The organism is Streptococcus sp. LQJ-218 (assembly GCF_003428885.1).
GTDB lineage: Bacteria > Bacillota > Bacilli > Lactobacillales > Streptococcaceae > Streptococcus.
In genome coordinates this window covers 62199-81639 of the sequence record NZ_QQRU01000009.1, presented here as the reverse complement: position 1 = coordinate 81639, position 19441 = coordinate 62199, and the positions used below count along the sequence as shown (strand labels likewise).

Annotated in this window: 19 protein-coding genes; all 19 read left to right on the top strand. The window is 41.6% G+C overall.

Annotated features, from left to right (window positions below; translation table 11 throughout):
- Window positions 1-123: 123 nt before the first annotated feature.
- The 19 genes from D2908_RS08670 to D2908_RS08575 all read left to right on the top strand — a co-directional run bounded on the left by D2908_RS08670 (window position 124) and on the right by D2908_RS08575 (window position 19433).
- Complete coding sequence (locus D2908_RS08670; protein ID WP_117306409.1) at window positions 124-1218, top strand: cystathionine gamma-synthase; 1095 nt, start codon at window positions 124-126, stop codon at window positions 1216-1218.
- A gap of 7 nt (window positions 1219-1225) precedes the next feature.
- Window positions 1226-2392 carry a MalY/PatB family protein gene (locus D2908_RS08665; protein WP_117306407.1) on the top strand — a complete coding sequence of 389 codons (1167 nt, stop codon included), beginning with the start codon at window positions 1226-1228 and terminating at the stop codon, window positions 2390-2392.
- A gap of 91 nt (window positions 2393-2483) precedes the next feature.
- Window positions 2484-5582: a DEAD/DEAH box helicase gene (locus D2908_RS08660; RefSeq protein ID WP_117306406.1), complete on the top strand. Its 3099-nt coding sequence runs from the start codon at window positions 2484-2486 to the stop codon at window positions 5580-5582.
- A 47-nt stretch (window positions 5583-5629) separates the two neighbouring features.
- Entirely contained in the window at window positions 5630-6247 is a 618-nt protein-coding gene (locus D2908_RS08655) for a cystathionine gamma-synthase (protein ID WP_117306404.1), read from the top strand.
- A gap of 10 nt (window positions 6248-6257) precedes the next feature.
- Window positions 6258-7592 carry a UDP-N-acetylmuramate--L-alanine ligase gene (murC, locus tag D2908_RS08650; protein ID WP_117306402.1) on the top strand — a complete coding sequence of 445 codons (1335 nt, stop codon included), beginning with the start codon at window positions 6258-6260 and terminating at the stop codon, window positions 7590-7592.
- Window positions 7593-7601: 9 nt separating this feature from the next.
- On the top strand, window positions 7602-8069 hold the full coding sequence (locus D2908_RS08645) for a GNAT family N-acetyltransferase (protein ID WP_117306400.1): 468 nt from the start codon (window positions 7602-7604) through the stop codon (window positions 8067-8069).
- Window positions 8066-8560, top strand: coding sequence for a GNAT family N-acetyltransferase (locus D2908_RS08640; protein ID WP_117306398.1), 495 nt, complete (start codon window positions 8066-8068; stop codon window positions 8558-8560). Before D2908_RS08645 ends, D2908_RS08640 begins: the two co-directional genes overlap by 4 nt.
- A 79-nt stretch (window positions 8561-8639) precedes the next feature.
- Entirely contained in the window at window positions 8640-10394 is a 1755-nt protein-coding gene (mltG, locus tag D2908_RS08635) for an endolytic transglycosylase MltG (protein WP_117306396.1), read from the top strand.
- Window positions 10395-10455: 61 nt separating this feature from the next.
- The gene (gene greA / locus D2908_RS08630; RefSeq protein ID WP_000818750.1) at window positions 10456-10938 is read left to right on the top strand and encodes a transcription elongation factor GreA; all 483 of its coding nucleotides are present in this window, start codon (window positions 10456-10458) and stop codon (window positions 10936-10938) included.
- Between the two features lie 186 nt (window positions 10939-11124).
- On the top strand, window positions 11125-12486 hold the full coding sequence (locus tag D2908_RS08620; RefSeq protein WP_165847484.1) for an amino acid permease: 1362 nt from the start codon (window positions 11125-11127) through the stop codon (window positions 12484-12486).
- Window positions 12487-12598: 112 nt separating this feature from the next.
- Window positions 12599-12997 (top strand): GNAT family N-acetyltransferase, encoded by a 399-nt coding sequence (locus D2908_RS08615; RefSeq protein WP_165847487.1) that lies wholly within the window; start codon window positions 12599-12601, stop codon window positions 12995-12997.
- A 350-nt stretch (window positions 12998-13347) separates the two neighbouring features.
- Window positions 13348-13557 carry a helix-turn-helix transcriptional regulator gene (locus D2908_RS08610; RefSeq protein WP_001107493.1) on the top strand — a complete coding sequence of 70 codons (210 nt, stop codon included), beginning with the start codon at window positions 13348-13350 and terminating at the stop codon, window positions 13555-13557.
- Window positions 13547-14020, top strand: coding sequence for a DUF6773 family protein (locus tag D2908_RS08605; protein WP_117306390.1), 474 nt, complete (start codon window positions 13547-13549; stop codon window positions 14018-14020). The genes D2908_RS08610 and D2908_RS08605 overlap by 11 nt, the downstream gene beginning before the upstream one ends.
- A complete protein-coding gene (locus D2908_RS08600) occupies window positions 14010-14498 on the top strand; it encodes a DUF6773 family protein (protein WP_117306388.1) in 489 nt (162 codons plus the stop codon). Before D2908_RS08605 ends, D2908_RS08600 begins: the two co-directional genes overlap by 11 nt.
- A gap of 115 nt (window positions 14499-14613) precedes the next feature.
- Window positions 14614-16074, top strand: coding sequence for a nicotinate phosphoribosyltransferase (locus D2908_RS08595; RefSeq protein ID WP_117306386.1), 1461 nt, complete (start codon window positions 14614-14616; stop codon window positions 16072-16074).
- Window positions 16071-16895: an ammonia-dependent NAD(+) synthetase gene (gene nadE / locus D2908_RS08590; RefSeq protein WP_117306384.1), complete on the top strand. Its 825-nt coding sequence runs from the start codon at window positions 16071-16073 to the stop codon at window positions 16893-16895. The genes D2908_RS08595 and nadE overlap by 4 nt, the downstream gene beginning before the upstream one ends.
- A gap of 535 nt (window positions 16896-17430) precedes the next feature.
- Window positions 17431-17979 (top strand): GNAT family N-acetyltransferase, encoded by a 549-nt coding sequence (locus tag D2908_RS08585; protein WP_117306382.1) that lies wholly within the window; start codon window positions 17431-17433, stop codon window positions 17977-17979.
- Between the two features lie 166 nt (window positions 17980-18145).
- Window positions 18146-18856 carry a thiol-disulfide oxidoreductase-associated membrane protein CcdA2 gene (ccdA2, locus tag D2908_RS08580; protein ID WP_117306380.1) on the top strand — a complete coding sequence of 237 codons (711 nt, stop codon included), beginning with the start codon at window positions 18146-18148 and terminating at the stop codon, window positions 18854-18856.
- 13 nt (window positions 18857-18869) lie between these two features.
- Window positions 18870-19433: a redoxin family protein gene (locus D2908_RS08575; RefSeq protein WP_117306378.1), complete on the top strand. Its 564-nt coding sequence runs from the start codon at window positions 18870-18872 to the stop codon at window positions 19431-19433.
- Window positions 19434-19441 lie beyond the last annotated feature (8 nt).

Sequence of the window (19441 nt, the reverse complement as noted above, 5' to 3'; positions counted from 1 at the left end):
CGATAACTCTAGAAAAGGTTATCGTTTTTATATAGTTTGAAACTATAACTAGCTCTTGAAAACAAGAAAACGAAGGATACAAAATAAGTGGTACAATAGTTACTATAGATTTGGAGGAATTGTATGAGCAAGGAATTACACATTAACACAATTTTAGCCCAGGCGGGTATTAAGTCAGATGAAGCGACAGGAGCTTTGGTGACACCGCTTCATTTTTCAACGACCTATCAGCATCCAGAGTTTGGTAAATCTACTGGATTTGACTATACGCGCACTAAAAACCCAACTCGTAGTAAGGCTGAAGAAGTCTTGGGGGCTATTGAGTCAGCAGACTACGCTCTAGCTACTAGCTCGGGGATGTCAGCTATTGTACTGGCCTTTAGCGTTTTTCCAGTAGGAAGCAAGGTTTTGGCTGTCCGTGACCTTTACGGTGGTTCTTTCCGCTGGTTTAACCAAGTGGAGCAAGAAGGCCGTTTCCACTTTACCTATGCCAATACAGAAGAAGAGTTGATTGCTGAGCTAGAGAAGGACGTGGATGTCCTCTATATCGAAACGCCAACCAACCCCTTGATGTTGGAATTTGATATTGAAAAACTAGCAAAATTGGCTCAGGCTAAGGGTGCTAAAGTGGTGGTGGACAATACCTTCTACAGCCCTATCTACCAACGCCCAATTGAAGATGGAGCAGATATCGTCCTTCATTCAGCAACCAAGTATCTAGCAGGCCACAATGATGTCTTGGCTGGAGTGGTTGTGACCAATAGTTTAGAACTATACGAGAAGCTTTTCTACAATCTCAATACGACAGGAGCAGTCTTGTCTCCGTTTGACAGTTATCAATTGATTCGTGGTCTCAAGACCTTGTCTCTTCGTATGGAGCGCTCAACTGCCAATGCTCAAGAAGTGGTCGCCTTTTTGAAGGATTCTCCAGCAGTCAAGGAAGTTCTTTACACGGGTCGTGGGGGCATGATTTCCTTTAAAGTAGCAGATGAAAAACGCATTCCTCATATTTTGAACAGTCTTAAGGTCTTCTCTTTTGCGGAAAGTTTGGGTGGGGTAGAAAGTCTGATTACTTATCCAACGACTCAAACTCACGCTGATATTCCAGCAGAAGTGCGCCATTCTTATGGTTTGACAGATGACCTCTTGCGTTTGTCGATTGGGATTGAGGATGCTAGAGATTTGATTGCAGATTTGCGCCAAGCCTTAGAAGGATAAGACAAAGATGGGAAAATATGATTTTACAAGCCTGCCCAACCGTTTAGGGCACCATACCTACAAATGGAAAGAAGCAGAAACGGATAGTGAGGTCCTACCAGCTTGGATAGCGGATATGGACTTTGTAGTCTTGCCTGAAATCCGCCAAGCTGTGCAAACTTACGCTGATCAACTGGTTTATGGCTATACCTATGCCAGTGAAGAGTTAATTAAGGAAGTTCAAAAGTGGGAAGCCACACAACACGGTTACCACTTTGACAAAGAGGCCCTTGTCTTTATTGAGGGTGTAGTACCAGCCATCTCAACAGCTATTCAAGCCTTTACCAAAGAGGGTGAAGCAGTGCTCATTAACACACCTGTTTATCCACCTTTTGCTCGTAGTGTCAAGTTGAACAATCGTAGATTGATTACCAATTCTTTGGTGGAAAAGGATGGTTTATTTGAGATTGACTTTGACCAACTGGAGAAGGATTTAGTGGAAGAGGATGTCAAACTCTATATTCTTTGCAACCCTCACAATCCTGGTGGACGTGTTTGGGAAAAAGAAGTGTTGGAGAAGATTGGTCAACTCTGTCAAAAATATGGTGTTTTCTTGGTTTCAGATGAGATTCACCAAGATTTGGCCCTCTTTGGTCACAAACATCATTCCTTCAATATCATCAATTCTGCCTTCAAAGATTTTGCTATCGTCTTAAGCAGTGCTACCAAGACCTTTAACATCGCTGGAACGAAAAATTCTTACGCCATTATCGAAAATCCCAAGCTGAGACTAGCTTTCCAAAAGCGCCAGCTTACTAATAATCAGCATGAAATTTCAGGCTTGGGTTATTTGGCGACAGAAGCTGCCTATCGCTATGGGAAGGATTGGTTAGAGGAGCTCAAGCAAGTCTTTGAAGACCACATTAATTATGTGGTAGATTTATTTGGAAAAGAGACTAAAATCAAGGTCATGAAGCCGCAAGGAACCTACTTGGTTTGGCTTGATTTTTCAGCCTATGACCTGACTGATGAAACATTACAAGAGCTGTTGAAAAATGAAGCTAAGGTTATCCTCAACCGTGGTTTGGATTTTGGAGAGGAAGGTAGTCTCCATGCCCGCCTCAATGTAGCCATGCCCAAACCTCTATTGCAAGAAGTTTGTCAGCGGATTGTGACAACTTTTGCTAAACTTTAAAATCCAGCCTTCTAGGAGAAAAGTATCCCTAGAAGGCTATTTTCATAGGGGAAAATATGGTATAATAAAAAGATAAGGTAAAGGTATAAATATGGCTAAATTGATTCCGGGGAAAGTCCGTATCGAAGGCGTTGCCCTTTATGAAACTGGTAAAGTTGACATCATCAAGGAAAAGAATAATCGGCTCTACGCTCGCGTTGCAGAAGAAGAACTGCGCTATAGTTTAGAGGATGATTTGGTTTTTTGTGCCTGCGATTTTTTCCAAAAGAGGGGCTACTGTGTGCATTTGGCAGCTCTGGAGCATTTTCTAAAAAATGATGAACGTGGTCAGGAAATCTTACAGAGTCTCGAAGAAGGTCATGAAGAAAAAGAGGCCGTTGAAACCAAGGTGACCTTGGGTGGCAAATTTTTGGACCGAATCTTGTCTCCAAAATCAGCCCGAGCCTATGAGTTATCGGCTGTGGGACAAGTGGAAGCAGGAACCAATCGTATCTTGTGGACGCTGAGAATCGGGCAACTCAATAGTCAAAGATACTATGTCATTCGGGATATTCCACTCTTTTTAAAAGTTGTCGAGAAGAGAAAATCTTATATGATTGGAAAAACTTATGAGGAGTCTCTATCTTGGGAAGCCTTTGATGAAGCCAGTCAAGAACTTCTGACTTTCTTGCGTGGACTGATGGAGGAAGGATTGACTCCAGAGCTCTTTTTCCAAAATCAAGGTCGGCACCTCTTTTTCCCTCTGACTTTTTTTGAGCAGGGTGTGAATTTATTGATGACCTTGCCCCATTTTCAGTTTGACCATCAAGTGGATAGTTACCAAATTCTGCTGTTTCAGGATATGAATGCTGATGCCAATCTATATGCCTTTATAGTAACAGAATATTCGGATTATTTTGAAATGGAAATCAGTGAGAGTCCAAGGGTCAATGTCTTTTATCAGGGAGCTGTGCTTTTCCATAAAGGTCAGGTTTATTTTCTAAGAGACCAGCAGATGCGTCTTCTCAAGGAAATCAAAGCGCTGCCTCTGGATCAACATGGAAAGAAATACCTACAATTTGATAGCAGTGACCGAGATAAGTTGGCTTCTTGTTTAACGCTTTTTAGTCAGATGGGCACCGTTTCAGCTCCAGAACGCTTACAAATCAAATCCTTTGTACCCTCTTTTTACTTTGACAGGGAAGAGGATAATCGAATTCGTTTAGAAATTCAGTTTGATTATGGAGATAAGCAGGTATCTAGCCGACAAGAGCTAGAAGAATTACCATTTTCGAGTGATGCTGACTTAGAAGGAAGAGTTTTCCAAGTCTGTTTGGCAGCTGGTTTTGAAGCAGACTTCCAATCTTGGCGTCAAGCATTAAAAGCGGAGTCTGTCTATCATTTTTTTCATGAAATCATTCCAGTCTTTGAAAAAATCGGGAATGTTGATCTATCAGACAAGTTAGAAGAGCTTTATAGTCTAGCAAGTCCTCAAGTGCAGATTGGCTCTAAGGGAGGTCTCTTGGAAATCCAGTTTGATTTTCAAGATATTGCTCAAGAGAAAATTGACCAAGCCATGCAGGCCTTGGTTGATAATCGAGATTTTTATATTGATTCATCCAATCAAGTCTACTTTTTTGATGAAGAAACCAAGAACATTCGCCAAAATCTACAGGAACTGGGGCAGTTTGAATTAAAAGATGGGGCCTTGCAGGCTCGAAAATCTTTGGCTTATAGTTTAGCTCATCTCTTTACAGGACGAGATCGTGTTTCTTTTTCACAAGAATTCCAGAATCTAGCCCAGGATTTGACGCATCCAGAGGACTTTCCTCGACAAGCAACGCAGGTCAAGGTTGACTTGCGAGATTATCAGGAAAAGGGAATCGGCTGGCTGCAGATGCTTCATCATTATGGTTTTGGTGGGATTTTGGCTGATGATATGGGACTTGGTAAAACCCTGCAGACCATTGCTTTTTTGACCAGTCAAGTGACAAAAGAAAGTCGGGTTTTGATTATCGCTCCGTCAGGTTTGATTTACAACTGGGCAGATGAGTTTAAGAAATTTGCCCCTCAGTTTGATGTTGCTGTTGTTCATGGTTTGAAAGCTAGCCGTGAAGAGATTCTTGCTGAGAGCCATCAAATCTATGTGACGAGCTATGCTACCTTCCGTCAGGACAGTGATCTTTATCAGGGGATAGCTTTTGACTTCCTTTTCTTAGATGAGGCTCAGGTCATGAAAAATGCCCAGACCAAGATCGCCCAGACCTTGAGACAATTTGTGGTGCCGTCAGTTTTTGCCTTGTCAGGAACTCCGATTGAAAACCATCTGGGTGAGTTGTGGTCTATTTTCCAAATCGTCATGCCAGGACTTTTGCCAAGCAAGAAAGAATTTATGAAATTGCCAGCTGAGCGCGTGGCTCAGTTTATCAAGCCTTTCGTGATGCGGCGTAAGAAAGAAGAAGTTCTGACTGAATTGCCAGACTTGATTGAAGTAGTTTATAAGAATGAACTGGAAGACCAGCAAAAGGCTATTTACCTAGCTCAGTTGCAACAGATGCGTGACCATCTAGCTCAAGTGTCAGATCAGGAATTCCAACGAAGTCGGGTGGAAATCTTGTCTGGTTTGATGCGCTTGCGTCAAATCTGTGATACCCCTGCCCTCTTTATGGAAGATTATCAGGGTGCCAGTGGCAAACTAGATAGTCTCCGAGACCTGCTGGTACAGGTGGCAGATGGCGGACGCCGTGTATTGATTTTCTCGCAGTTTAAGGGAATGTTGGAGAAAATTGAACAAGAACTGCCTGATTTGGGCTTGACTTCCTTTAAAATTACAGGTTCAACCCCAGCCAAGGAAAGACAAGACATGACCAAGGCCTTTAACCAAGGGGAAAGAGATGCCTTTCTAATTTCGCTTAAGGCAGGTGGTGTCGGTCTGAACCTGACAGGTGCTGATACAGTGATCTTGGTTGACCTTTGGTGGAATCCGGCGGTGGAAGCGCAAGCTATTGGCCGTGCCCATCGGATGGGTCAGGAAAAAACGGTTGAGGTTTATCGCTTGGTGACCAAGGGAACCATTGAAGAAAAAATTCAGGAACTCCAAGAACAGAAGAAACATCTGGTGTCACAAGTATTGGACGGCACAGAGTCACGTGGCAGTCTGACCCTAGCAGAAATTAGAGAAATTTTGGGAATTTCTGAAGCCAGCACTTGAAAAATCAAGACAATACGCTATAATGAAGTGTTGAAAGGAAATAGAAAATGAGAGAAGAACGATTTCCATTGGTGTCAGATGATGAGGTCATGCTGACTGAGATGCCGGTTATGGACCTCTATGATGAATCTGACTTTATCAGTAATATCAAGGGAGAATACCGTGATAAGAATTATCTGGAGTGGGCCCCTATTACTGAAGCAGAGCCAATCAAACCGATTGAAAAGCCAGTAGAGAAACCTAAGAAGGGTCGTTTAGGTGCTAAGAAAGAAGGAAAGAGCTATGCGGAGGTGGCGCGTGAAGAAGCGCGTGCCGACTTGAAAAAGAAACGATCAGCAAGTTATCTGACTAAGGATATTACTCCTACAATACGCCATTCTCAACCAAGTCTAGTTAGAGAGGGCAATCAACCTACCGCGCCTTTCCAAAAGGAAAACCCTGGTGAATTTGTCAAATATAGTCAAAAATTGACCCAGTCTCATTATATCTTGGCGGAAGAGGGTGGCAATATTTCGACTCAAGCAGAGTCAAAAGCAACTTCAAATCCAAAGAAAAACAACTATGATTTTCTGCGGAAGAGCCAAATCTACAATAAAAAGAATAAACAAAAAGAACAAGAACGTCAGGTTGCCCAAGAGTTGAATCTGACAAGAATTACGGAATAGGGGAGAAATCATGCCAAAGACATATCATTTTATCGGAATTAAGGGATCAGGGATGAGTGCCTTGGCCTTGATGTTGCACCAAATGGGGCATAAGGTACAGGGGTCAGATGTTGAAAAGTACTACTTTACTCAACGTGGCCTAGAGCAGGCAGGAATAACCATTCTTCCTTTTGATGAAAAGAATCTGGACCCTGATATGGAAATTATCGCTGGAAATGCCTTTCGTCCAGATAACAATGTTGAAATTGCCTATGCAGACCAAAATGGCATCCGCTACAAACGTTATCATGAATTCCTAGGTAGCTTTATGCGTGACTTTGTCAGCATGGGAGTAGCTGGAGCGCATGGGAAAACTTCAACTACAGGTATGTTGTCTCATGTCTTGTCGCACATCACAGACACTAGCTTCTTGATTGGAGATGGGACAGGTCGTGGATCAGCCAATGCCAAATATTTTGTCTTTGAATCTGACGAATATGAGCGTCACTTCATGCCTTACCACCCAGAATACTCTATTATCACCAACATTGACTTTGACCATCCAGATTATTTCACAAGTCTAGAGGATGTTTTCAATGCCTTTAACGACTATGCCAAACAAATTACTAAAGGTTTGTTTATCTACGGTGAAGATGCTGAATTGCGTAAGATTACGTCTGATGCTCCGATTTATTATTATGGTTTTGAAGCAGAAGGCAATGACTTTGTAGCTAGCGATCTTCTTCGTTCAACAACTGGTTCAACCTTCACAGTTCATTTCCGTGGTCAAGAATTGGGTCAATTCCACATTCCAACCTTTGGTCGTCACAATATCATGAATGCGACAGCCGTTATTGGTCTACTTTACACAGCAGGATTTGATTTGAACTTGGTGCGTGAACACTTGAAAACATTTGCCGGAGTTAAGCGTCGTTTCACTGAGAAAATTGTCAATGACACGGTGATTATCGATGACTTTGCCCACCATCCAACAGAAATCATTGCAACCTTGGATGCGGCTCGTCAGAAATACCCAAGCAAGGAAATCGTAGCAGTCTTCCAACCCCACACCTTTACTAGAACCATTGCTTTATTGGACGAATTTGCCCACGCTTTGAACCAAGCGGATGCTGTTTATCTAGCGCAAATTTATGGATCTGCTCGTGAAGTAGACCATGGTGATGTTAAGGTAGAAGACCTAGCCAATAAAATCAATAAGAAACACCAAGTTATCACTGTTGAAAATGTTTCCCCACTTCTAGACCATGATAATGCTGTCTATGTCTTTATGGGAGCCGGAGACATCCAAACCTATGAATACTCATTCGAGCGTCTCTTGTCTAACCTGACAAGTAATGTTCAATAAGCTATCCCCATGGAAATTCCAATTAAAATCATTCAGGCATGTAAGTCTGATTTGGCTGAGATAGAGGTACTTCAAGCCTCATCTTTTCCAGCTGAAAAGCAGCAATCTTCCCATATTTTAGAAGAGAGTATCCGTAAGTATGCGGATACCTTTCTTCTAGCTAGGGATGAAAATCAGCTTTTGGGCTATGTTCTAGGTGGTACTCAGCCCCACAATCCGCAATGTCTAGAAGTACATTCTTTGGTCATCGAGGCTGACCATCAGAGACAGGGCTTGGGAACGCTTCTTCTTGCAGCTTTGAAAGAGGTGGCGGTTGAGCGGGATTACAAAGCTATTCGTTTGAAGAGTCCGGATGAGCTGCTTTCTTACTTTGAAATGAACGGTTTCATTGATGAAGAAGAAGTAACTTCGCTTTATGAAGCTAGTCAAGGGTTTAGTATGATTTGGTTTAATCCCTTTTATCTGGAGGCACAATGAAAATTAGAAAAGCAAGATTAGAAGATTTAGATCGTATTCTTGAGATCGAACTAGAAAATTTCTCTGCTGAAGAAGCTATTCCTCGCTCGATTTTTGAGACGCATTTGCGAGAAATTCAGACCTCGTTTCTGGTTGCAGAAAAAGAAGACAGAATCATAGGATACATCGAAGGGCCAGTTGGACCACACCGCCATCTGCAGGACCAGTCCTTTACAGAGGAGATAGAAGACAATAGCCATGAGCCTGGTGGTTATATCTCTGTGACCTGTCTTTCCATTGCCAAGGAGGCACAGGGACTAGGACTGGGTAAGAAATTGCTAACAGCCTTGAAAGAACTGGCTCTTAAACACGAAAGAGAAGGCATTAACCTAACCTGTCATGACTATCTCATTGCTTACTACGAAAAACATGGATTTGTCAATGAAGGCCAGTCCCAGTCAACCTTTGCAGGGGAAACCTGGTATGATATGGTCTGGGAAGCTAAAAAATAAGCTAGAAAAGCATGCTAGGTTGCTTTTCTTTCGTTTTTAAGATATAATATTATGGATTGTCAACGAGGAGGATAAACTTTTGAGTGAAAAGCCAAGAGAAGACGAAAAATTAAGCTTTAAAGAGCAGATTTTACGTGATTTAGAAAAAGTAAAACATTATGAAGGGATTCGCCAAGAGGCCGCTGAGCTTGCCGAAAAAAAATCAGCTTTGTCTGTCCCTAAGACAAAAATTTCTGATGAAGATGTGATGAATGCATCCCTATCAGCTGTTGAAAAAATTATGGATAATGCTCCACGTGTTCCACAGCATCCTAGTGAAGATGTGCCTGCATCACCGGCAGTTGAATCAAGAGAAGAAGCTCCGATTACTTCTAGTCACCTTAGTCAAGATGTTCCAGCTTCTCCATCAGAAGAGCTTCAAAGAGAAACTCCTGCTGTCCCAACCCACCCTAGTCAAGATGTTCTAACTTCACCAGCTGAAGCAAGTCCATCAATACCTGTTCCAGGACCAGAGACTAATCGTCCACAAAATGTCGAAGAAGATTTCAACGTAATTCCAACAAGAGTAGCTGTTTCTTATAAGACTGAAGCTAAAAAAGAACCTCAAAAAGAAGTAACAAAACCAGAACCAGTTATGGAAACGGAAGCTGTTGAAGCCACTTCTGAAATTCCACGTCGTAGTCGCCGTGAGACAGTTAAACCAGTCAAGAAGAAAAAATCACATCTGAAGGCTTTCCTCATTTCTCTACTGATTTTCCTAGCCTTGATTTCGGCAGGTGGTTACTTCGGTTATCAGTATGTCCAGTCATCTTTATTACCAGTTGATGCAAATTCTAAGGAATATGTAACCGTTCAAATCCCAGAAGGTGCCAATGTCCAAGAGATTGGCTCAGCGCTTGAAAATTCTGGTGTGATTAAAAACGGAGTGATTTTTGCTTTTTATGCGAGATATAAGAATTATTCAGATTTGAAGGCTGGATATTACAACTTGCAAAAGAGCATGAGTACAGAGGATATCATAAAGGAACTCCAAAAGGGTGGCACTCCTGAACCTCAAGAACCTGCGCTTGCGAATTTAACAATTCCAGAAGGATATACCATTGATCAAATCGCCCAAGCTGTAGGCCAATTACAAGGTGAATTTAAAGAGCCTCTGACTGCGGATGCTTTCTTGGCTAAAGTTCAAGATGACAACTTTATCAGTCAAGCAGTTGCTAAATATCCAAACCTACTCGAAAGCTTGCCAACGAAAGAAAGTGGAGCTCGTTACCGTTTGGAAGGTTATCTTTTCCCAGCGACCTACTCCATCAAGGAAAGCACGACTATTGAAAGCTTGATTGATGAGATGTTGGCAGCCATGGATAAGACCTTGACTCCGCACTATAGTGCAATCAAGTCTAAAAACTTGACAGTCAATGAATTGCTAACCATTGCTTCACTTGTTGAAAAAGAAGGTGCTAAGACTGAAGATCGTAAGTTGATTGCAGGTGTTTTCTACAATCGTTTGAACCTTGGTATGCCACTTCAAAGCAATATTGCAATCTTGTATGCCCAAGGGAAGCTGGGCCAAAATATTAGCCTAGCAGAAGATGCTGGAATTGATACATCGATTAATTCACCATACAATGTTTATACAAAACCTGGTTTGATGCCTGGCCCAGTAGATAGTCCAAGTCAGGACGCGATTGAAGCAAGTATCAATCAAACTAAGAGTGAGAACCTCTACTTTGTAGCAAATGTTACAGATGGTAAAGTCTATTACGCAGTGACACAGGAAGAACATGATCGTAATGTAGCTGAACATGTCAATAGCAAATTGAACCAAACAAACTAAAATTATGTGATGCTTCACATAATTTTCTTTAGAGAATATCATTAGAAGAAAGTTGAAAAAAATGGCAGAAAAAACATATCCTATGACCCTTGCGGAAAAGGAAAAACTTGAAAAAGAATTAGAAGAATTGAAATTGGTCCGTCGTCCAGAAGTGGTAGAACGTATTAAGATCGCCCGTTCATACGGAGACCTTTCTGAAAATAGTGAATACGAAGCAGCTAAGGATGAACAAGCCTTTGTCGAAGGACAAATCTCTAGCTTAGAAACAAAAATTCGTTATGCTGAAATCGTCAATAGTGACTCAGTTGCCCAGGATGAAGTAGCGATTGGTAAAACAGTCACTATCCAAGAAATTGGTGAGGACGAAGAAGAAGTTTATATTATCGTAGGTTCAGCTGGTGCAGATGCCTTTGCAGGTAAAGTTTCAAATGAAAGCCCAATTGGACAAGCCTTGATTGGCAAGAAAACAGGTGACACAGCAACTATTGAAACACCTGTTGGTAGCTATGATGTAAAAATCTTGAAGGTTGAAAAAACAGCCTAAAAACAGAAAAAAGGAGTGGGGAGGCGATGCGCTTCACTCACTCCTTTTTCCATTTTGCTACTCTTCGAAAATCAAATTCAAACCACGTCAGCGTAGCCTTGCCGTACTCAAGTACAGCCTGCGGCTAGCTTCCTAGTTTGCTCTTTGATTTTCATTGAGTATAAATTAAATTGAATTGGAGACGATATGAGTTCAAAGAAGAAAAATAAGATGGAGCGTGGTCTGACCAATCGTCATGTACAGGTTATGGCCATTGCAGGGACAATCGGAACAGGACTCTTTTTAGGAGCAGGTCGCTCTATCAGCCTAACAGGTCCTTCCATTGTACTGATTTATATGATTACTGGGGCTTTTATGTTCCTCATGATGCGTGCGGTTGGGGAAATGCTCTACCAAGACCCTGAGCAACATACCTTTATCAACTTTATCACGCGCCATTTGGGTAAGGGCTGGGGTTATTTCTCAGTTTGGTCTTACTGGCTATCCGTTGTCTTTATCGGTATGGCGGAAATCACAGCCATCTCTCACTATGTTCAGTTCTGGTTTCCTAGCTGGCCAAGTTGGATGATTGAGATTGGATTTTTGACCGTTCTAGCCTTGGTCAATCTGATTGCGGTTAAGCTCTTTGGAGAAGTTGAATTTTGGTTTGCGATGGTCAAGATTGTGGCTATTTTAGCCATGATTGCCACAGGAGTCTTTATGGTCTTGACAGGTTTTAAGACACCTCATGGAGTGGCAAGTTTGGCCAATATTACTGATAATTTCTCCCTCTTCCCAAATGGTGGAGCTAACTTTGTCATGGCCTTCCAGATGGTTTTCTTTGCCTACCTCATGATTGAGTTTATCGGGGTAACAACTTCAGAAACAAAAAATCCACGTCAAGTTTTGCCAAAAGCGGTTAAGGAAATTCCTCTACGAATCGTCTTTTTCTATGGTGGAGCTCTCTTGGCCATTATGTCCATTATCCCATGGCGTGAGCTTGCATCTGCTGATTCTCCTTTTGTTACGGTATTTGAATTGGCAGGTATCAAGTGGGCAGCGGCCTTGATTAACTTCGTCGTTTTGACCTCAGCAGCATCTGCTCTCAACTCAACCCTTTATTCAACAGGACGTCATTTGTACCAGATTGCCCATGATTCGCCAAATCGCTTCCTAAAGGCTATTAAAGCAGATACTCTATCTCGCCACAATGTGCCACAAAATGCTATCATCGCTTCAACAATCTTGATTGCCCTAGCAGCCTTTATTAACATCTTGCCAGGTGTTTCGGATGCCTTTGCCTTGATTACGGCATCATCATCAGGTGTCTATATCGCTATTTATATCTTGATTATGGTGGCTCACCTTAAATACCGCAAGTCACCAGACTTTATGGCGGATGGCTATCTCATGCCCCATTATCGTTTCCTAAATCCTTTAACCATGCTCTTCTTTGCCTTTGTCTTTGTAACCCTCTTTTTACAAGAGTCTACATTTGTCGGAGCAATCGGATCAGCTATTTGGATTATCGGTTTTGGGATTTACAGCCAGTGGAAATTTAGAAAATAGATTTGAAACTCATCAACTCAGGTTGGTGAGTTTTTGCTAGTTTGACAGTCTATTGAAATAAGACTATAATCAAGCTGTAACAGTGTTTAAGGAGGTTTAGATGTACTTTAGATTGGAAAATAAGGAATCCCATAAATCACAAGAAATAGGGAATCTGATTCGTGTTTATAACCGTTCAAAAAGAGAAGAAGCTGAAAGTGAGCCACTTAATCTTTATGTCGAAGATGAAAAAGGCAATCTCCTGGCAGGTTTGATAGCAGAGACTTTTGGAAATTGGCTAGAAATTGAGTATTTATTTGTAAAAGAGGAACTGAGAGGGCAAGGAATCGGTTCAAAACTAGTGCAGCAAGCAGAAAGTGAAGCTAAGAATCGAAACTGTTGTCTTGCCTTTGTCAATACCTACCAGTTCCAGGCACCGGACTTTTATCAGAAACATGGCTACAAGGAAGTCTTTACCTTGCAAGACTATCCCTATACAGGACAAAGATACTATTACCAAAAGGATTTGTAAGGAGAATATGAAAGTATAAATCAAAGAGGGATTCTTGACATAAGTATGAAGGGGATTCTCGATCAGTAGCAGTTAGAACCTAGAAATTGTGTCCTTCTAGACGATATGGAGGACAATACAATCGCAGCTGAGACATTGGGCATCAAGGCCCATCAGGTCAAGAAAAGAAGTGATGTCGTTGATATTTTGAAATCCTATATTTAAAGGTAACGCTCTCTATTTTTTGTAGTAGAGAGTTTTTTGTTAATAAAATCTTACAAAATGGCATTTATATATTGCATTAAGTTAGATATATGGTATAATGTTTTTAAAAGAAGCGCAACTTTTTAAGAATGTAAAGGAGGACGCTAGTGGCTAAAAATTTAAAATTAAAATTAGCTCGGGTGGAGTGTGATTTAACACAAGGGGATTTGGCAGAAGCTGTGGGCGTTACTAGGCAGACTATAGGCTTGATTGAAGCTGGGAAATACAATCCTAGTCTCTCCCTCTGCCAGTCCATTTGCAGATGCTTAGGAAAAACATTAGACCAACTATTTTGGGAGGAAGAAGATGAAAAATAGAAAAAAACTTGTGATCAAAGATGAACGTACAGAAAAATTGGATGGAAAGATTTCAAGAGAAATTCTTTTGGGAATGTGCCTATTTTTGGCACTGGAAATTTTTGCCAAAGTTTATATTTTTAATTTAACGCTTCTATCCTATTCACCAGAATTACTTTTATTGATTGGAGTAGGTTTGTATGCCATTATTCGTCGCATGTATGTAGGAATTGATATTCGAAATATTGTTGAGAATACTGGAAAAGAAAGAATTTTATCTGCTATGGGATTTTCTATAGTGATTTTATTGATTGATATCGTAGGCAATCGCGAGGAACTGGTCAGTCTATTGACTTGGAAGTACTCCCTAAAAGTGGTTCTAGCAGTTATCATCTATCTCGTTGGGAGTTATTCTATGGATAGAGTTATCCTATACTTGAATCGCAGAAATCAGCAAGTTTGGGAGGAAGAAGATGAAAAATAGATTTTTTTATTATCAATTACTAGACGAAAGAGAAGAACAACTGATCAATAAAGCGGGGGCTGAAAGTTTCTATATCTCTATAGCTTTCTTGATTTTATCTTATATGATTGCAGTATTAGCACCAAGTCTTTTTAATCCGAGAATGATTCTCATCATTATCATTATTGGAACTTCTTACTTTTTCGGCCGTGCTCGAGATTTTGGTGTGAACTACTATAGTCGTTTTCATTTTACAATTTTAGGGTGTTTGCTGGTAACTCTTGCTATTACGACTCTTTTGATGTTGCAGAATTATCAATTTAACATAGAAATTTATCAGCACAATCCTTTGAACCTTAAATACTTATCTGCTTGGGTCATTACTTATCTGATTTACCTTCCTTGGGTTTTTATCGGCAATCTTGGTCTTAAAAGCTATGGCGAATGGGCTCAGAAAAAGTTTGAACAAGATATGGATGAGCTGGAGAGTGGTGAATAGCTTGTTAGCTTTTTATCAATCTCGATAAAATGTGTTATAATAGTACTAATTTATTGGAATACATGAAAGTTCTTAAAAATTTTCATGGGTTTCTAGCTAAGGAAGTAGGAAAAGTATGTATCCAGATGATAGTTTGACATTGCACACTGACTTGTACCAGATTAACATGATGCAGGTTTACTTTGACCAAGGGATTCACAATAAAAAGGCGGTCTTTGAGGTATATTTCCGCCAACAGCCTTTTAAGAACGGCTATGCGGTTTTTGCAGGTTTGGAAAGAATTGTGAGCTATCTTGAAAACTTGCGTTTTTCAGATAGTGATATCGCCTACTTGGAGTCGCTTGGTTATCATGGAGCATTCTTGGATTACCTTCGCAATTTCAAGTTGGAGTTGACCGTTCGTTCTGCCCAAGAAGGGGACCTGGTCTTTGCCAATGAGCCAATTGTGCAGGTGGAAGGCCCTCTAGCCCAATGTCAATTGGTCGAAACGGCTCTCTTAAACATCGTTAACTTTCAAACCTTGATAGCGACCAAGGCAGCACGTATTCGTTCAGTCATTGAAGATGAGCCTTTGATGGAATTCGGGACACGTCGTGCGCAAGAAATGGATGCGGCCATTTGGGGAACACGCGCAGCGGTGATTGGTGGCGCCAATGGGACTAGCAACGTGCGTGCTGGTAAACTCTTTGACATTCCTGTCTTGGGGACCCATGCCCATGCCTTGGTACAGGTTTATGGCAATGACTATGAGGCTTTTAAGGCCTATGCTTCAACCCATCGTGACTGTGTCTTTCTAGTAGATACTTATGATACCCTTCGCATCGGTGTGCCAGCTGCCATTCAGGTTGCTCGTGAACTGGGAGACAAGATTAACTTTAAGGGTGTTCGTATTGACTCTGGGGATATTGCCTATATTTCCAAGAAAGTTCGTCAGCAATTGGACGAGGCTGGATATCCAGAAGCTAAGATTTATGCCTCAAATGACCTGGATGAAAATACCATCCTTAACCTCAAGATGCAAAAGGCTAAAATCGATGTCTGGGGTGTGGGAACCAAGCTGATTACAGCCTATGACCAGCCAGCTCTTGGCGCAGTTTACAAGATTGTTGCAATCGAAGATGAAAATGGTCAGATGCGCAATACGATCAAGTTGTCTAATAATGCGGAAAAAGTGTCTACGCCAGGTAAGAAGCAGGTATGGCGTATTACCAGTCGTGAAAAAGGCAAGTCAGAAGGCGACTACATCACTTATGACGGCGTAGATGTTGCCAGCATGACAGAAATCAAGATGTTCCATCCGACTTATACCTACATCAAGAAGACCGTTCGTAATTTTGATGCTGTTCCTCTCTTGGTGGATATTTTCAAGGACGGAAAATTGATTTACAACCTGCCTAGTTTGACTGAGATTCAGGCTTATGCTCGTAAGGAATTTGACAAGCTTTGGGATGAGTACAAGCGCGTGCTTAATCCGCAGCATTACCCAGTGGATTTGGCGCGTGATGTATGGCAAGATAAGATGGACTTGATTGATAAGATGCGTAAGGAAGCCCTCGGTGAAGGAGAAGAAGAATGAGTTTGCAAGAAACGATTATCCAAGAACTGGGCGTGAAACCAGTGATTGATCCTCAGGAAGAAATTCGTCGTTCTATTGATTTCTTAAAAAGATACCTGAAAAAACATCCCTTCCTAAAAACCTTTGTACTAGGGATTTCTGGGGGACAAGATTCAACCTTAGCAGGTCGATTGGCTCAATTAACTATGGAAGAACTGCGAGCAGAAACGGGGGGTGACAGCTACAAATTTATCGCTGTCCGCCTGCCATATGGAGTCCAAGCCGATGAAGCAGATGCTCAAAAAGCCCTAGCCTTCATCCAGCCAGATGTCAGTTTAGTCGTCAATATTAAGGAATCAGCTGACGCTATGACAGCTGCAGTTGAAGAGACAGGTAGTCCTGTTTCAGACTTTAACAAGGGCAATATCAAGGCACGTTGCCGTATGATTGCCCAATATGCCCTTGCGGGTGCCCATAGCGGAGCGGTTATTGGAACAGACCACGCTGCGGAAAATATCACAGGTTTCTTTACCAAGTTTGGTGACGGTGGTGCGGATATTCTCCCCCTTTACCGCCTTAATAAACGCCAAGGAAAACAACTCTTGAAGGAGCTTGGTGCAGATCCTGCCCTCTATGAAAAAGTCCCAACAGCAGACCTAGAAGAAGACAAACCAGGCCTAGCTGACGAAGTAGCCCTCGGAGTTACTTATGAAGAGATTGACGACTACCTAGAAGGCAAAACAATCAGCCCAGGAGCCCAAGCGACTATCGAAAACTGGTGGCACAAAGGCCAACATAAACGCCACCTACCCATCACCGTATTCGATGACTTTTGGGAGTAAAAAGGTCCGGGGGACATTTTTACCCCGAGTTTAGAAATAAGTAAGCGAGGAAGGTCCGGTAACTCACAGAGTTCGATTTCGTAGTCTCACCCCCGCAACGGTGACTAGGTTTGAAAAAGCTTGATAGAGCGCATTTCAAACCAGACAGCGACTGCGTCAAGGAACTAGATGAAAAACTTGTTTTCTAGCTGTTATTGAGTTTAGTCTTTTTACCCCGAGTTTAGAAATAAGTAAGCGAGGAAGGTCCGGTAACTCACAGAGTTCGATTTCGTCGTCTCACCCCCGCAACGATGACTAGGTTTGAAAAAGCTTGGTAGAGCGTATTTCAAACCAGACAGCGACTGCGTCAAGGAACTAGATGAAAAACTTGTTTTTTAGTTGTTACTGAGTTTAGTCTTTTTACCCCGAGTTTAGAAATAAGTAAGCGAGGAAGGTCCGGGAGACCTTTTTAGCTTATTACCTTGAGATTCCAATGTAAGACAAGTTTCAATGAAGACTGGATATAGAATCATCTATCAGAAAGCGAGGTAGCGTCATGAAAGCAATCGGTACGCAAATATTACAGTCAGAACGTTTGATTTTGAGAAGATTTGTAGAAAGTGATGCAGAAGCCATGTTTCAGAATTGGGCTTCGTCTGCTGAGAATCTAACCTACGTCACTTGGGATCCCCATTCTGATGTCGAGGTAACTCGAAATTCGATTCGCAATTGGGTTTCCTCCTATGCCAATCCCAACTATTACAAATGGGCCATTTGTCTCAAAGAAAATCCAGAGCAAGTGATTGGAGATATCAGTATCGTTGCAATAGATGAGAATGATTCTTCTTGTGAAATTGGCTATGTCTTAGGAAAAAACTATTGGAGCAGAGATATAATGACGGAGGCCTTAAAAACTGTCTTGGACTTTTGTTTTACTCAAGTAGGTTTTCAAAAGGTCAGAGCACGATATGCCAGTCTCAATCTAGCTTCAGGTCGTGTCATGGAGAAGGCTGGAATGTCCTATCTAAAAACCATTACTAATGGTGTAGAGAGGAAAGGCTATCTTGCGGACCTGATTTATTACCAGATAAGTAGAGAAGACTAGTGAATTTTCTTTTCTGTTTCTATCAAAGTCAGACCTTGTCTGGCTTTTTTTGTGCCAGATTCTGAATAAACTGATTAAATTCCTATTTTTCCCTATTATTATCCCTGTTTTTTCTGGAATTTTGGAGTTATAATAGTCCTATCAAATCAAAGAATGGAGGAAGGCGATGGATAATATTATCTTTTTTATCAGTGTTTTTCTTGCTGGAATTCTCTCCTTCTTTTCTCCTTGTATTTTACCCTTGTTACCGGTATATGCAGGGGTCTTGTTGGATGACAAAGATGGTACTCAGGCTTCTAGCGAAAAATTTTCAATCTCACTTGTCAGTTTATTGCGAACTCTGGCCTTTATAGCGGGGATTTCTTTTATCTTTATCTTACTGGGCTATGGAGCTGGTTTTTTAGGCAATTTGCTGTATGCTTCCTGGTTTCAGTATGTGACGGGTGCGGTTATCATTCTCTTGGGCTTGCACCAGATGGAAGTTTTACATTTGAAGGGACTCTACAAGGAAAGAAGGCTACAATTAAAGAGAAAGGGGCAAAAGGGTAAGGGCTATAGTCAGGCATTTTTACTGGGGTTAACCTTTAGTTTTGCTTGGACGCCATGTGTGGGGCCAGTTCTGGGTTCTGTTTTAGCCTTGGCAGCTTCAGGTGGTTCAGGAGCTTGGCAGGGAGCCGGTCTCATGTTGGTCTATACGCTGGGTTTGGCGCTACCATTTTTGGTTCTAGCTCTCGCCTCCAGCTATGTTTTGAAACATTTCCGAAAACTCCATCCTTACCTCGGAACCCTCAAAAAAGTGGGTGGTTTCCTCATTATCGTGATGGGAATCTTGGTGCTTTTTGGGAATGCTTCTATTTTGACAAGATTATTTGAATAGAGAGGAAGATGAAATGAAAAAATGGCAAACATGTCTCCTTGGAGTCGGCTCAATCTGTTGCTTGGCAGCCTGTTCGGCTAAAAATGTGTCAGATGAGTCTACAACGAAGGAGCAAACCAAAACAGAACAAGTCAGTGCGCAAACTGCCACTAAGGGTCAGGCGGTTGCTGATTTTGAATTAACAGGAGTAGATGGTAAGACTTATCGTTTATCTGACTTCAAAGGCAAGAAAGTCTATCTCAAATTCTGGGCTTCTTGGTGTTCCATCTGTCTAGCTAGTCTTCCAGATACGGATGAAATCGCTAAGGATGCTGGTGATGACTACGTGGTCTTGACAGTGGTCTCTCCTGGACACAAAGGTGAACAAGCAGAAGCGGACTTTAAAAACTGGTACAAGGGCTTGGATTATAAAAATATTCCAGTTCTAATTGACCCATCAGGCAAACTTTTGGAAAGTTATGGTGTCCGTTCTTACCCAACTCAAGCCTTTATAGACAAGGAAGGAAAGTTGGTCAAAACGCAACCAGGTTTTATGGATAAGGATATGATTTTAAAGACATTGAAAGAAATGGAGTAGAGAAAGGT